The following is a 13,985-nucleotide window of genomic DNA, read 5'->3' as shown; positions in this document are numbered from 1 at the left end:
GGTTGAAGAGGCAAGATGCGCCATCGGTCAGTGATCCGCGCCCTGGAAAAACCCTATGGAGGGATCCTCGGGAGTTCCCACGAGCAGGGACCCCACCAGGTTCTTACAAGCTCTCAGCGCCCTTCAGAGGCTCTCAGCGGGGAAGTCCCCGCCACCCCTCCGGGTCCACCCCGCCCGGCACGGGAGCCCCCGCGTCGTACGGCTCGCGCGTGAAGAAGAACGACCCCAGGTCGAGGTGACTCACCGTCCCGTCGGGTCGATGCACCGCCCGCAGGACCTCCCCGGCGAAGTAGCCGTCGAGCCCGGTCCACGTGCCGTCGCCGTTCGGCCGGAACCGCGACCCGCGACCACCGCCGCCGAGGGGCGACAGATTCAACGCTCCCTCGGCCTGCGGGCGCAGGCCGAAGATGCTCGTCCCCCAGTACCAGGGGCCCGCAAGTTCCAGCAGGGCCGGATCCAGCTCGGGCAGCGGCCGCCACGCCTCGGGGATGCGCGGCTCGGCCTCGGCCACGATCTTCAGCAAGTCGAAGGCCAATGCCGTCACAGGAGGGCCGGACGTGCAGTTGGTCAGCGTGACCGCCACCAGACCGTCCTCCTCGCTCGCCCACAGCCCCGCCATGAATCCGGGCAGCGAGCCCCCGTGACCGACCAGGGTGCGTCCCTCCCCGCGGATCAGCTGCGTGCCCATGCCGTACGTCACGTCCCAGTCCCCCGGCTGAGCGGGTGACGCCGGCGCCCGCATCTCACGTACCGAGTCCGCGGACAGCACCCGGTCGTCCCCCTGCAACAGGAAGGCACCGAAGCGCGCCAGGTCCGCCGTCGTGGACCACAGCTGCCCGGCAGGCGCCATGAGGCCCAGGTCTTCGGCAGGCTCGGGCATCATCACGTCCGCCCAGGGATGGACCGCCCAGCCGCCCGCATGCGGCGCCTGTGGCTGCGCGCTCGTACGGTCCAGGCCCAGCGGCTCCAGGATCTCGCGGCGCAGCACGGCTTCCCACGCGTCGCCCCGCAGCGCCTCGACCAGCGAACCGAGCAGCGTGTAGCCGGGGTTGGAGTAGTGGAACCGTCGGCCGGTGGGGTGCTTGAAGGGCTGCTCGCCGAGGACGTCTCCCAGCTCGGGGCGCTGCGATCCCGGCGTACGCTCCCACCACTCCCCGGGGGTCTCGGCCGCCAGCCCGCTGGTGTGCGCGAGGAGTTCCGCGATGGTGGCGTCACCCGCGGCCGTTCCCGGAAGGTGCTTCTCCAAGGGGTCGGAGAGGTCAAGGACGCCCTCGTCCCGCAGCCGCATCACCAGCACGGCGGTGAAGGTCTTGGTGATCGAGCCGATGCGGTACTGCACGTCCTCGTCCGGTGCGTGCCCCTCGACGCAGGTGCGCCCCTCCGTCCACACCAACTCGCCGTCCCTGAGCACCGAGGCGACGAGTGAGGGCGCCCGTCCCTCCGCCTGGGCGGTGGCGACGCGGTGCAGCAGGGCTCGGCGGGTGGTGGGCAGCAGCTCTTCACGGGGAGATGTCATGGCCCTAGTCCACCCGCGCAGAAGCCGTGAGTCGAGCGAATTCCGCCGTGCGCCCTACGCGGACCGCGTACCCGTGGCCTTGAAGAACGTGTAGTGGAAGGTGCCGTCGTCGTCGGCGGTCCTGCGCAGATCGGCGATCCCGTGCTCCCAGTCGGCTTCGGTGATGAGGGCGGCGGCCAGCGCGTCGTCCCTGACGGATTCGATCATGGCGATGAACGTACTGCGGGTGAAGCCGTCAACCAACTCGGGCCGGGTCCTGTCCGCATAGACGGTGCACGGCCGCACGCGGACGTCGTCGTATCCGGCCTGCGCGATGAGCGGTTGCAACTGCCGCCCGACCAGGGAGTTTCCACCGCCGTCGGCCTGGAGCCGGACCAGGCAGTCGATCGTCGCGCGGGCGTAGGCGCTGTCGGGGTGGAAGAACGCCGAACCGTGATCCCCCTCGATGACGGTGATGGTCCCGCCGGGCCGCAGCAGCCGCCGCAGTCCGGCGAGCGCCTGCTGGGCCGCGGCCAGATGCTCCAGGACGAAGCAGACGAAGATGTGGTCGAACTCGGCGTCCGGGAAGGGGAGAGCGAAGAGGTCCGCACGGCACCACCGCACATCGGCGTCGGGCGCGTGCGCCGTGACGCGGGCACGGGCCTTCGCCAGTGAGTCCGCCGAACGGTCGACGGCCGTGAAGTGCGCACCGGGACTGGAGTCGACCAGGTGGACGGTCTGGGCGCCGACCCCGCAGCCGACCTCCAGGACCCGGCTCCCCGCGGGATACGCCGTCCCGTCGTGCAGCAGCGCGGCGAGTGTGTCCGCCTGGTCCCCCAGCCTGCGGGCCTCACGGGGCGAGTATCCATGGACGTAGTCAACTGCCGTTCGGGCGGCGGGTTCTGGCGTCGGGAGGGTGGTGCCGGTGGTTGCGGCTGCTGCTGTCTGCATGACTTCACCCTGCTGCCACTATGGCCCGGTGAACAGGTCCAATGACCGTGCTGCCGACCGGTCCATAACCGCCGACGGGGTGGAGCGCGCAGCGCAGGAGGCCGGCTCCGCGTCCGTCTCTGGTTCCGTGCCTGGTTCCGTGTCCGGACCCGCATCTGGTTCCGGCTCCGGCTCCGGGACGTACGCGGCACCGGCGGGCGCGGACTTCCTTCAGCTGCGCATCGACGATGCCCCCGCGGGCGGACGCGCGGACTGGCTGGCCCGGCAACTTCGCCTCGCGATAGCGGACGGCCGCCTGGCGGTGGGCAGCAAGCTCCCGGCGACGCGGGTCCTTGCAGGCGAGCTCCGCGTGTCCCGCGGCGTGATCACCGAGGCCTATCAGCGCCTCGGCGAGGACGGGCACGTTGCCGGGCGCGGCAGGAACGGCACCGTGGTGGTCGCCGCACCGGCGAAGGCCCGGCCCGCCGTCTCCGCGGTCCCGCCTCCGCCTCCTCCTCCGGACGCTCTGTTCGGTGCCCCGCCCGGCACGGACATCTTCGACGCGCTGCGGGACACTCCGGCCCGCATCGACTTCTCACCCGGCGTTCCCGACCTCGCCGCGTTCCCCCGCACCGCATGGCTTCGCGCCGAACGCACCGTACTCAGAGAGCTTTCGGCGTCCGCCTTCGGATACGGCGACCCGCGCGGAGCACCGGCGCTGCGGATCGCCGTCGCCGACTGGCTGGCCCGCAACCGGGGCATCCGCGCCGATCCGGCCGACATCGTCATCGCCGCGGGCACGGCCCAGACCCTCACCCTGCTCGGCCGGGTACTGCACGACGACGGCCTGCGCGCGGTGGCCGTGGAGGACCCCGGCTCGCTCGGAGCCCGCCAGCATCTGCGCAACGGCGGCCTCGACACCCCGCCGGTCCCGGTCGACGCCGACGGCATCCGCGTCGACGAACTGCGTGCCACGGATGCCTCCGCGGTGCTGCTGACTCCGGCGCACCAGTTCCCGACGGGGGTCGTGCTCGGCGGCGAACGGCGTCGCGATCTGATGCGCTGGGCCACCGAGCGCGACGGGCTGATCATCGAGGACGACTACGACGCCGAGCACCGCTACGACCGCGCTCCGGTCCCCGCCCTGCGCTCCCTGCTCGCCGAACATGTCTGCTACGCCGGGAGCGTGTCCAAGCTCCTTGCGCCTGCCCTGCGCATCGGCTGGGTCCTCGCGCCGCCGAAGTACCGGGACGCGCTGGTCGCCGCCAAACGCTTCGCCGATCTCGGCAACGCCGTGCTGCCGCAGCTGGTCCTGGCTCAGCTGATGGAATCCGGAGCCCTGGAACGCCAGCTGCGCCTGCTGCGCGGCCGCCACCGACGCCGCCGGGACGCGATGATCGCCGCGGTCCGAACCCATCTGCCGCACGCCGTCGTGCATGGCGCCGCGGCGGGCCTGCACCTGACGATCACCTTCGACGCCGGCTTCAGCGACACGGACCTCGCCACGGCGGCCCTCGCCCGCGGTGTGAAGGTCCATCCCCTGTCCTGGCACGGCCAACGACCGCACCGCCCCGGCCTGGTACTCGGCTACGCCGCGCCCACCGCCACCGACATCGCCGAGGGCATGGCGACCCTCGGCGAAGCCTTGCGGCACCTGCGCCGACGCACCGACGTCCCTGCTACGTCTGCGCCATGTCCACGAAGCGGGAGTAATGGCCCTGGAAGGCGACGGTGATCGTCGCCGTCGGGCCGTTACGGTGCTTGCCGACGATGATGTCCGCCTCGCCCGCGCGCGGTGATTCCTTCTCGTACGCGTCCTCGCGGTGCAGCAGGATCACCATGTCCGCGTCCTGCTCGATCGAGCCGGATTCACGCAGGTCGGAGACCTGGGGCTTCTTGTCCGTGCGCTGCTCGGGACCACGGTTCAGCTGCGAGAGCGCGATGACCGGGACTTCGAGCTCCTTGGCGAGCAGCTTCAGGTTTCGCGACATGTCCGAGACTTCCTGCTGGCGGCTCTCGGCACGCTTGGAACCACCGGACTGCATCAGCTGCAGATAGTCGATGATCACCATCTTGATGTCGCTGCGCTGCTTGAGGCGACGGCATTTCGCGCGGATCTCCATCATCGACAGGTTCGGGGAGTCGTCGATGTAGAGCGGAGCCGCCGAGACCTCGGGCATCCGGCGTGCGAGCCGGGTCCAGTCCTCGTCCGTCATCGTGCCGGAGCGCATGTGGTGCAGCGCCACCCGTGCCTCCGCGGACAGCAGACGCATCGCGATCTCGTTGCGCCCCATTTCCAGGGAGAAGATGACGCTGGGGAGGTTGTGCTTGATGGACGCGGCGCGCGCGAAGTCCAGCGCCAGCGTGGACTTACCCATGGCGGGACGGGCGGCGATGACGATCATCTGGCCGGGGTGCAGGCCGTTCGTCAGCGAGTCGAAGTCGGTGAAGCCCGTGGGCACACCGGTCATCTCACCGCTGCGCGAACCGATCGCCTCGATCTCGTCGAGCGCGCCCTCCATGATGTCGCCGAGCGGGAGATAGTCCTCGCTGGTGCGCTGCTCGGTGACCGCGTAGATCTCGGCCTGGGCGCTGTTGACGATCTCGTCGACGTCTCCGTCGGCCGCGTATCCCATCTGGGTGATGCGCGTGCCCGCTTCGACGAGACGGCGCAGGACCGCCCGCTCGTGGACGATTTCCGCGTAGTACTCGGCGTTCGCCGCCGTCGGCACCGTCTGCACCAGCGTGTGCAGATACGAGGCCCCGCCCACCTTGGTGATCTCGCCGCGCTTGGTGAGCTCCGCCGCGGTGGTGATCGGGTCGGCCGGCTCGCCCTTGGCGTACAGGTCGAGGATCGCCGTGTAGATCGTTTCGTGCGCCGGGCGGTAGAAGTCGTGGCCCTTGAGCACCTCGACGACATCGGCGATGGCGTCCTTGGAGAGCAGCATGCCGCCCAGCACCGACTGCTCCGCGTCGAGATCTTGCGGCGGTACGCGCTCGAAGGCGGTGCCTCCGCCGTCCCAGCCGCCGCCTTCACGGCCGCGGTCGTGCTGCTCGTCGCGGTTCCTGCCTCCGTCGCGGCGCTGGCGGGAGGCGGGCAGACGGTCACTGGGACCGCTGTCGGCCCAGGGGTCGTCCAAGGGCTCGGAGATACTCACCGGGCCACCTCCCTCACGTCCGCCGAGCGGACCTCGCCGTGCCCTTCTTTCTTACGGCACGACACTGACAAATGAGCGGCCCAACTCCGGTTCTGACGCGTCGGTTTTACGGGCTTTCCGAGGTCGGATCACGAGGGGGGCGCCGCACTACGGTAGGGCCGTGGGCACCGTCAGCCAATCTGGTTATCCACAGGCGGTGTGGATGACGGGCGCGTTGCTGTGGAGAACTCAGCCAAACCTGTGCACGGCCCGGTGGACAGGCCTGTGAACAAGCACTCAGCGCTCTCCACAAATACAGTCTGACCTGCGACTTTCCCGTCCACTGGCTGTGCAGAAGAAAAACTTTCCCCATCGGCCCAAGATCGTGCCGAACAGCGCTCCGAAGAGTGCCCCGCTCCAGACTGAGTAAGGGTCTTTCGGGCATTGCATCTCTTACCTGTGGAAGATTAGATTGGTGCCCATGACACAGGCTCCCGCGGCGACCAAGGCCGCTCGGCGACAGCATGACCGCGAGATCATCGCGCTCGCCGTTCCCGCCTTCGGCGCACTCGTCGCCGAGCCTCTCTTCGTGATGGCCGACAGCGCCATCGTGGGGCATCTCGGCACCGCACAACTGGCCGGACTCGGCGTCGCCTCGGCGCTCCTCACCACCGCCGTGAGCGTCTTCGTCTTCCTCGCCTACGCGACCACGGCCGCCGTCGCCCGCCGAGTGGGCGCCGGAGATCTCCAGTCCGCCATCCGCCAGGGCATGGACGGCATCTGGCTCGCTCTCCTGCTCGGCGCCGCCGTCATCGCCGTCGTCCTTCCCTCCGCACCCGCGCTCGTGGAACTCTTCGGCGCATCGGACACCGCGGCCCCGTACGCGATCACCTACCTCCGCATCTCCTCGCTCGGCATCCCCGCCATGCTCGTCGTGCTCGCCTCCACCGGTGTGCTGCGCGGGCTGCAGGACACAAAGACCCCGCTGTACGTGGCGATCGGCGGCTTCGTCGCCAACGGCGTTCTCAACGTCGGCCTCGTCTACGGCGCCGGCCTGGGCATCGCCGGTTCCGCCTGGGGCACCGTCATCGCCCAGTGCGCGATGGCAGCCGTGTACCTCTTCGTCGTCGTACGCGGCGCCAGACGCCACGGCGCCTCACTGCGCCCCGACGCCGCCGGCATCAGGGCCTGCGCCCAAGCAGGCGCACCCCTTCTCGTCCGTACGCTCTCGCTGCGGGCGATCCTCATGATCGCGACGGCGGTGGCCGCACGCCTCGGTGACGCCGATGTGGCCGCCCACCAGATCATCCTGTCCCTGTGGAGCCTGATGGCTTTCGCGCTCGATGCCATCGCCATCGCCGGCCAGGCGATCATCGGCCGCTACCTCGGGGCGAACGACGCCCAAGGCGCACGCGACGTCTGCCGCCGCATGGTGCAGTGGGGCATCGGCTCAGGGGTCCTGCTCGGCGTGCTGATCGTCCTCGCTCGTCCGCTGTTCATCCCGCTCTTCACCGGCGATTCCGTCGTCCAGGACGCCGCCCTGCCCGCGCTCGTGGTGGTGGCCATCGCCCAGCCGGTGTGCGGCATCGTCTTCGTCCTCGACGGTGTCTTGATGGGAGCGGGCGACGGCCCCTATCTGGCGTGGGCGATGCTCGCCACACTGGCGGTCTTCGCTCCGGTGGCGCTCCTGGTGCCGGTCCTCGGCGGCGGCCTGGCCGCCGTCTGGGGAGCGATGACGCTGATGATGACGGTCCGCATGCTCACCCTGTGGCTGCGCACGCGCTCCGGCCACTGGATCGTCACCGGCGCCACCCGCTGACACACGCCCGGCCGTTTCACGTGAAACAGCCGCGTTCCGTGAAACACGTTGGGCCGCCCCCCAGAGGGTGCGGCCCAACGGTTGCTTCAGCTCTGCCAAGCGCAGCGCTTAGGCGGAGACGACCTCGATGTTGACCTGAGCGGCAACCTCGGGGTGCAGACGCACGGACGTCGCGTGGGCGCCCAGCGTCTTGATCGGCGCGCCGAGCTCGACACGACGCTTGTCGATCTTCGGACCACCAGCGGCCTCGATCGCCGAAGCGACGTCAGCCGGGGTGACGGAACCGAAGAGACGACCGGCGTCGCCGGAGCGGACGGCCAGACGGACCTTGACGCCCTCGAGCTTGGCCTTGACCTCGTTGGCCTGCTCGATGGTCGCGATCTCGTGGATCTTGCGAGCACGACGGATCTGCTCGACGTCCTTTTCGCCACCCTTGGTCCAGCGGATCGCAAAGTTCCGCGGGATCAGGTAGTTGCGGGCGTAGCCGTCCTTGACGTCTACGACCTCGCCGGCGGCACCGAGGCCGGAGACCTCGTGGGTGAGGATGATCTTCATTATTCGGTCACCCTTCCCTTATCGCGCGGTGGACGTGTAGGGCAGCAGCGCCATCTCACGGCTGTTCTTCACGGCCGTGGCGACGTCACGCTGGTGCTGCGTGCAGTTGCCGGTCACGCGGCGGGCACGGATCTTGCCGCGGTCGGAAATGAACTTCCGCAGCATGTTCGTGTCCTTGTAGTCCACGTACGTGACCTTGTCCTTGCAGAATGCGCAGACCTTCTTCTTAGGCTTGCGCACAGGCGGCTTCGCCATGGTGTTTCTCCTGTGTGATCAAGAAGTGTGGGAACGGCCCACCCTTGGCCCTGAGGCCTAGAAGGGGGGCTCGTCCGAGTAGCCGCCGCCGGAGCCGCCGGAGCTTCCGCCCCAGCCACCGCCGCCGCCCTGCTGCTGGCCGCCGCCGGCCGGCGCACCGGTCGCCCAGGGGTCGTCGGCGGGAGCACCGCCGCCACCCTGCTGCTGACCGCCACCGGAGCCGCCGCCCCAGTTGCCGCCGCCCTGCTGGCCGCCACCGCCGCCGAATCCGCCGCCGCCCTGGCCGCCTCGACCGGTGGTCTTGGTGACCTTGGCCGTGGCGTTCTTCAGGCTGGCGCCGACTTCCTCGACGTCCAGCTCGTAGACCGTGCGCTTGATGCCCTCACGGTCCTCGTAGGACCGCTGCTTCAACCGGCCCTGCACGACGACGCGCATGCCTCGCTGAAGCGACTCCGCGACGTTCTCCGCCGCCTGACGCCAGACCGAGCAGGTAAGGAAGAGGCTCTCGCCGTCCTTCCACTCGTTGGTCTGACGGTCGAAAGTGCGGGGAGTGGACGCGACACGGAACTTCGCGACCGCCGCACCGGACGGGGTGAAGCGCAGCTCGGGGTCATCGACAAGATTGCCGACGACCGTGATGACGGTCTCGCCTGCCATGGGGGAACCTCTCGGCGGGTTTGCTGCTGGCTGCTTTTGCTGCTGCTACTCGGATCCCGATTACCGCTGAGCTAGAAAGCTCAGTGGGTCTCGGGACGGAGGACCTTGGTCCGGAGGACCGACTCGTTCAGGTTCATCTGGCGGTCGAGCTCCTTGACGACCGCAGGCTCGGCCTGCAGGTCGATGACCGAGTAGATGCCCTCGGGCTTCTTCTTGATCTCGTACGAGAGACGACGACGGCCCCAGGTGTCGACCTTCTCGACCTTTCCGTTGCCCTCACGGACGACGGAAAGGAAGTTCTCGATCAACGGGGAGACAGCGCGCTCCTCGAGATCGGGGTCGAGGATGACCATCACTTCGTAGTGACGCATGTGGAACCCACCTCCTTTGGACTCAGCGGCCACGGTCGTTCCGTGGCAGGAGGGTCGTGATGCGTAAGCAACGGTATCGGCAGCCACTGACAATCGGGCTTCCCGGATCAGTAGGCCGATCGGGAGTCCCTGCCATGGTCTGGGCAGACACCGGTGCAGACGGTACACACTACCCGCACCCGGGCTTCCGGTTGAAATCCGGCTACCGGAGGGGAGAATCTGTACACATCGGGTGTGCATGGCGCTACGATGCGCCGCCTTACGCAGGAGGTGCCTTATGGCACAGACGTTGCGACCGAATACCGCTGGTTCCCTCTTCGCCACGGACGGCAAGGGCCATCCCATGCAGGACGCGCTGGTCGGCGTGACCCTGGTGCTGGGCGTGGTCGCCTTCGTCACGGCGATGTTCCACAACCTCCATCTGCTCAGTTCATGGGCCGGCCTGCTGGGGATCGCCACGGGCACGTGGGGACATGTCATCTCGGAAACGACCCGCGAGCGCTTTGGCCTGATCATCGGCCTCGGCGCCTCGGCAGTCGGATTCTTCCTGGGTATGGCCCACGGCGGACTCTTCGGCGGGCTCTGGTAACCGCCGCTCGACGCCCCCGCCCGGCATAGGCCGGGGGCGTAGGTGCCGTACGCCCAGACGGGGCGCTCTCGGGGCACAGTAGGCTTCGGCGCGAGAGCCGGAGCCCCTGTACCCATGGGGACACACCAGCCCGAGGAGCGCCCCGAATGAGTCTGACCCTGAGGACCATCAGTCGCGAGCAGCATCTGGCGTATATCCAGAGCCTGCCGTCGGCAAGTCATTGCCAGGTCCCGGCATGGGCGGATGTGAAGAGTGAATGGCGTTCGGAGAACCTGGGCTGGTTCGACGACCGGACCGGCGAACTCGTCGGCGCGGGCCTCGTGCTCTACCGGCAACTGCCCAAGGTGAAGCGTTACCTGGCCTACCTTCCCGAGGGCCCGGTCATCAATTGGTACGCACCCAACCTGGACGACTGGCTGCAGCCGATGCTCGCGCATCTGAAGCGGCAGGGCGCCTTCTCCGTGAAGATGGGCCCGCCGGTCGTCATCCGGCGCTGGGACGCTCCCGCGATCAAGTCGGGCATCCAGAACCCCGAGGTGAAGCGCCTGCGGGACGTGGAGGCCTCGCACATCGAACCGCGTGCCTTCGAGGTCTCCGACCGGCTGCGGAAGATGGGCTGGCAGCAGGGCGAGGACGGCGGCGCCGGCTTCGGTGACGTACAGCCGCGTTATGTCTTCCAGGTGCCGCTGGCCAATCGTTCCCTGGACGAGGTCCTCAAGGGCTTCAACCAGCTGTGGCGACGCAACATCAAGAAGGCCGAGAAGGCCGGCGTCGAGGTCGTCCAGGGCGGCTACGAGGACCTCGCCGAATGGCAGCGCCTGTACGAGATCACCGCGATCCGCGACAAGTTCCGGCCGCGGCCGCTGGGCTACTTCCAGCAGATGTGGCAGGCCCTCAACTCCGAGGACCCCAACCGCATGCGGCTGTACTTCGCGCGGCACAACGGCGTGAACCTGTCCGCGGCGACGATGCTCGTCGTCGGCGGGCACGTCTGGTACTCCTACGGCGCGTCGGACAACATCGGCCGCGAGGTCAGGCCCTCGAACGCGATGCAGTGGCGGATGCTCCGGGACGCCTACGCGCTCGGCGCCACCGTCTATGACCTTCGGGGCATCTCCGACTCTCTGGACGAGACGGACCACCTGTTCGGCCTGATCCAGTTCAAGGTGGGCACGGGTGGAGAGGCTGTCGAGTACATCGGCGAGTGGGACTTCCCGCTCAACAAGCTGCTCCACAAGGCCCTCGACATCTACATGTCACGCCGCTGACCGCGCTGACCCGGCACAATTCACAGAGTCACAAACAGTCCTCTTACCTCTGATACACGGCAGCCACGAGAAAGGTTCCGGGATCCGGCCATGGCGCTCACGCTCTATGTCGACACCGCGCGCTGGCGGGCACACCACAAGCACGTGCTGGAGCAGTTCCCGGGAATCGTCCCGGTCTGCAAGGGCAACGGCTACGGCTTCGGCCATGAGCGCCTCGCGGAGGAAGCGACCCGCTTCGGCTCCGACGTCCTCGCCGTCGGCACCACGTACGAAGCCGCCCGGATCAAGGACTGGTTCAGCGGTGATCTGCTGGTCCTGACCCCGTTCCGGCGGGGCGAGGAGCCGGTGCCGCTGCCCGACCGCGTCATCCGCTCCGTGTCGTCCCTGGACGGCGTACACGGCCTCGTGGGCGCCCGCGTCGTCATCGAGGTCATGTCCTCGATGAAGCGGCACGGCGTGAGCGAGCAGGAGCTGTCACAGCTGCACGCGGCCATCGAGGACGTGCGGCTCGAGGGCTTCGCGATCCACCTGCCGCTGGACCGCACCGACGGCTCGGACGCCGTCGAGGAGGTCATCGGCTGGATGGACCGGCTGCGTGCCGCCCGCCTTCCCCTGCACACGATGTTCGTCAGCCACCTCAAGGCCAATGAACTCGCCCGCCTGCAACAGCAGTTCCCCCAGACACGCTTCCGTGCGCGCATCGGCACGCATCTGTGGCTGGGCGATCACGAGGCCACCGAGTACCGCGGCGCCGTCCTGGACGTCACGCAGGTGACCAAGGGCGACCGCTTCGGCTACCGCCAGCAGAAGGTCGCCTCCGACGGCTGGCTGGTCGTCGTCGCGGGCGGTACGTCGCACGGCGTCGGCCTGGAGGCCCCGAAGGCGCTGCACGGCATGGTGCCGCGCGCGAAGGGTGTGGCCCGCGCGGGACTGGCGACGGTCAACCGCAACCTGTCGCCGTTCGTCTGGGGCGGCAAGCAGCGCTGGTTCGCGGAGCCGCCGCACATGCAGGTCTCCATCCTCTTCGTGCCGTCGGACGCTCCCGAGCCGAAGGTGGGCGAGGAACTGGTGGCCCATCTGCGGCACACCACCACCCAGTTCGACCGCATCGTCGACCGCTGAGCACAGCCGGCCCGACTCCACGCCGAGCAGCCGGACCGACCACAGGCCGAAGGGCCGGGAGCGACAAGCGTCGCTCCCGGCCCTTCGGTCTTTCCCGACCGCCTCTGCGGCCTGTTCGCTCAGGGTGAAACGTCGGTAGGCGCCGCCGATCCCCACCGCACCGACGCCCCCTCGGTGGCGTGGGCCGCGTGCCGCGGGGGATGCGCCGCCTGCCCCAGGACGAAGACGTCCTGTGCGCCGTCCAGGACGCCCCCTGAGGGGTCATCGTCGCCGGACCGCCGCACCGGGTCCCTCTCCGGCATCAGGATGTCGCGCACGACCACGGCGCACAGGTACAGCGTCCCCAGCAGGTGGACCGCGATGGCGAGCTGATAGCCCTCGGTCGGCAGGCCCTTGTGGGCGTCTCCGCTCGTCGTGTACGCGAGGTACAACCAGATCCCCAGGAAGTACGCGACCTCGCACGCCTGCCAGATCAGGAAGTCACGCCAGCGCGGCCGGGCCAGCGCGGCGAGGGGGATCAGCCACAGTACGTACTGCGGCGAGTAGACCTTGTTGGTGAGGATGAACGCGGCGACCACCAGGAAGGCGAGCTGCGCGAAGCGCGGACGGCGCGGCGCGGTCAGACCCAGCGCGCCGACTCCGAGGCAGGCCAGGAGCATCAGCGCCGTCGCCAGGGTGTTGACCGTGTCCGTGGACAGCGGTTCGTCCATGCGCTGGGAGAGGATCAGCCAGAACGATCCGAAGTCGACGCCCCGCTCCTGGCTGAAGGTGTAGAACTTCGCCCAGCCCTCGCGGATGTGGAAGCCCGTCGCGTCGTGCGTGATCATGACGGGCAGGTTCACCACGAGCCAGGCCCCCACCGCGGCTCCGGCGGTCGTACAGAAGGCCCGCCAGCGCCCCGCCCGCCAGCACAGGATGAGCAGCGGGCCCAGGAGCAGTGCCGGGTAGAGCTTCGCGGCGGTCGCAAGGCCGAGCATGATCCCCGCCGAGAGCGCCCCTCCGCGGGCCCACATCAGCATCGCGGCGGCCGTGAGAGCGACGGCGAACAGATCCCAGTTGATGGTGGCGGTCAACGCGAAGGCGGGCGCCAGGGCGACCAACAGGGCGTCCCAGGGGCGGCGCCGGTGGGTGCGGGCGACACAGACGGCGATGACCGCCGTGCAGGCCATCAGCATCCCCGCGTTGACCATCCAGTAGAACTTCTCCTGGTGCTGGATGCTGCCGCTGCCGGGCGTCAGCCAGGAGGCCACCTCCATGAACACACCGGTCAGCACCGGGTACTCGAGGTACTCCATGTCGCCCGGCAGCTTGTCGAAGTAGGGCACGAGCCCGTCGGCGAAGCCACGCCCCTGGTAGAGATGCGGGATGTCGGAGTAGCAGGCGTGCGTGTACTGCGAGCTCGCACCCTGGAACCAGGCGCCGTCGTAGCACGGCAGCTTCTGCACCATGCCGAGCGCGAACATTCCGATGGCAATGAGCGCAATGACGCGTACGGGAGTCCACCACGTCGCCGCGTACAGCACTCTGCGGCCGATGGGACCGCCGATCAGCTCACTGCCGGCCGCGGCGACCTCATCCTCCTTGGTCGGCCGTACGGGATCCGGCTGTTGTGCACTAGTCGTCGTGTGCACGCTCGTGCGCGTCGTCTCTGCACTGGGCATGCCGCACATCCTGCCGTACGCACCTGAGAACACGGAGAGGGCCGCCACACCGGTGCGGTGCGGCGGCCCTCATCGGCCCGTATCGGCGCCCCCGGCGCATGTTTCACGTGAAACCGTACGTTTCAC

Annotated in this window: 13 protein-coding genes; 5 read left to right on the top strand and 8 right to left on the bottom strand. The window is 68.9% G+C overall.

What is annotated here, in order from left to right:
* Positions 1 to 133 precede the first annotated feature (133 nt).
* The gene (locus tag ABZ906_RS23480) at positions 134 to 1,516 is read right to left on the bottom strand and encodes a serine hydrolase domain-containing protein (protein ID WP_361385544.1); all 1,383 of its coding nucleotides are present in this window, start codon (positions 1,514 to 1,516) and stop codon (positions 134 to 136) included.
* A 54-nt stretch (positions 1,517 to 1,570) separates the two neighbouring features.
* A complete protein-coding gene (locus ABZ906_RS23475; RefSeq protein WP_361385541.1) occupies positions 1,571 to 2,446 on the bottom strand; it encodes a methyltransferase domain-containing protein in 876 nt (291 codons plus the stop codon).
* A 139-nt stretch (positions 2,447 to 2,585) separates the two neighbouring features.
* Between ABZ906_RS23475 and ABZ906_RS23470 the strand changes: the two genes are divergently transcribed.
* The gene (locus ABZ906_RS23470) at positions 2,586 to 4,160 is read left to right on the top strand and encodes a PLP-dependent aminotransferase family protein (protein ID WP_361385538.1); all 1,575 of its coding nucleotides are present in this window, start codon (positions 2,586 to 2,588) and stop codon (positions 4,158 to 4,160) included.
* Here ABZ906_RS23470 and dnaB read toward each other — a convergent pair.
* On the bottom strand, positions 4,105 to 5,583 hold the full coding sequence (gene dnaB / locus ABZ906_RS23465; protein WP_361193751.1) for a replicative DNA helicase: 1,479 nt from the start codon (positions 5,581 to 5,583) through the stop codon (positions 4,105 to 4,107). The genes ABZ906_RS23470 and dnaB overlap by 56 nt on opposite strands.
* 460 nt (positions 5,584 to 6,043) lie before the next feature.
* Between dnaB and ABZ906_RS23460 the strand changes: the two genes are divergently transcribed.
* A complete protein-coding gene (locus tag ABZ906_RS23460) occupies positions 6,044 to 7,381 on the top strand; it encodes an MATE family efflux transporter (RefSeq protein ID WP_361385535.1) in 1,338 nt (445 codons plus the stop codon).
* A 108-nt stretch (positions 7,382 to 7,489) separates the two neighbouring features.
* Here the strand turns inward: ABZ906_RS23460 and rplI are convergent, their stop codons facing one another.
* The 4 genes from rplI to rpsF all read right to left on the bottom strand — a co-directional run bounded on the left by rplI (position 7,490) and on the right by rpsF (position 9,219).
* A complete protein-coding gene (rplI, locus tag ABZ906_RS23455; protein ID WP_361385532.1) occupies positions 7,490 to 7,936 on the bottom strand; it encodes a 50S ribosomal protein L9 in 447 nt (148 codons plus the stop codon).
* An 18-nt stretch (positions 7,937 to 7,954) separates the two neighbouring features.
* Entirely contained in the window at positions 7,955 to 8,191 is a 237-nt protein-coding gene (gene rpsR, locus ABZ906_RS23450; protein WP_003949403.1) for a 30S ribosomal protein S18, read from the bottom strand.
* Positions 8,192 to 8,248: 57 nt separating this feature from the next.
* Entirely contained in the window at positions 8,249 to 8,848 is a 600-nt protein-coding gene (locus ABZ906_RS23445; protein WP_361385529.1) for a single-stranded DNA-binding protein, read from the bottom strand.
* A gap of 80 nt (positions 8,849 to 8,928) precedes the next feature.
* On the bottom strand, positions 8,929 to 9,219 hold the full coding sequence (gene rpsF / locus ABZ906_RS23440) for a 30S ribosomal protein S6 (protein ID WP_006604399.1): 291 nt from the start codon (positions 9,217 to 9,219) through the stop codon (positions 8,929 to 8,931).
* Positions 9,220 to 9,496: 277 nt separating this feature from the next.
* Between rpsF and ABZ906_RS23435 the strand changes: the two genes are divergently transcribed.
* The 3 genes from ABZ906_RS23435 to ABZ906_RS23425 all read left to right on the top strand — a co-directional run bounded on the left by ABZ906_RS23435 (position 9,497) and on the right by ABZ906_RS23425 (position 12,198).
* Positions 9,497 to 9,808 (top strand): hypothetical protein, encoded by a 312-nt coding sequence (locus tag ABZ906_RS23435; protein ID WP_361193759.1) that lies wholly within the window; start codon positions 9,497 to 9,499, stop codon positions 9,806 to 9,808.
* A gap of 146 nt (positions 9,809 to 9,954) precedes the next feature.
* A complete protein-coding gene (locus ABZ906_RS23430) occupies positions 9,955 to 11,076 on the top strand; it encodes a peptidoglycan bridge formation glycyltransferase FemA/FemB family protein (protein ID WP_361193760.1) in 1,122 nt (373 codons plus the stop codon).
* A 90-nt stretch (positions 11,077 to 11,166) separates the two neighbouring features.
* Complete coding sequence (locus ABZ906_RS23425; RefSeq protein ID WP_160506093.1) at positions 11,167 to 12,198, top strand: alanine racemase; 1,032 nt, start codon at positions 11,167 to 11,169, stop codon at positions 12,196 to 12,198.
* A 119-nt stretch (positions 12,199 to 12,317) separates the two neighbouring features.
* Here the strand turns inward: ABZ906_RS23425 and ABZ906_RS23420 are convergent, their stop codons facing one another.
* Entirely contained in the window at positions 12,318 to 13,868 is a 1,551-nt protein-coding gene (locus ABZ906_RS23420) for a glycosyltransferase 87 family protein (RefSeq protein WP_361385527.1), read from the bottom strand.
* Positions 13,869 to 13,985 lie beyond the last annotated feature (117 nt).

This window comes from Streptomyces sp. NPDC046925 (assembly GCF_040644915.1).
Classification (GTDB): domain Bacteria; phylum Actinomycetota; class Actinomycetes; order Streptomycetales; family Streptomycetaceae; genus Streptomyces.
This window is presented reverse-complemented; position numbering and strand designations above follow the sequence as displayed.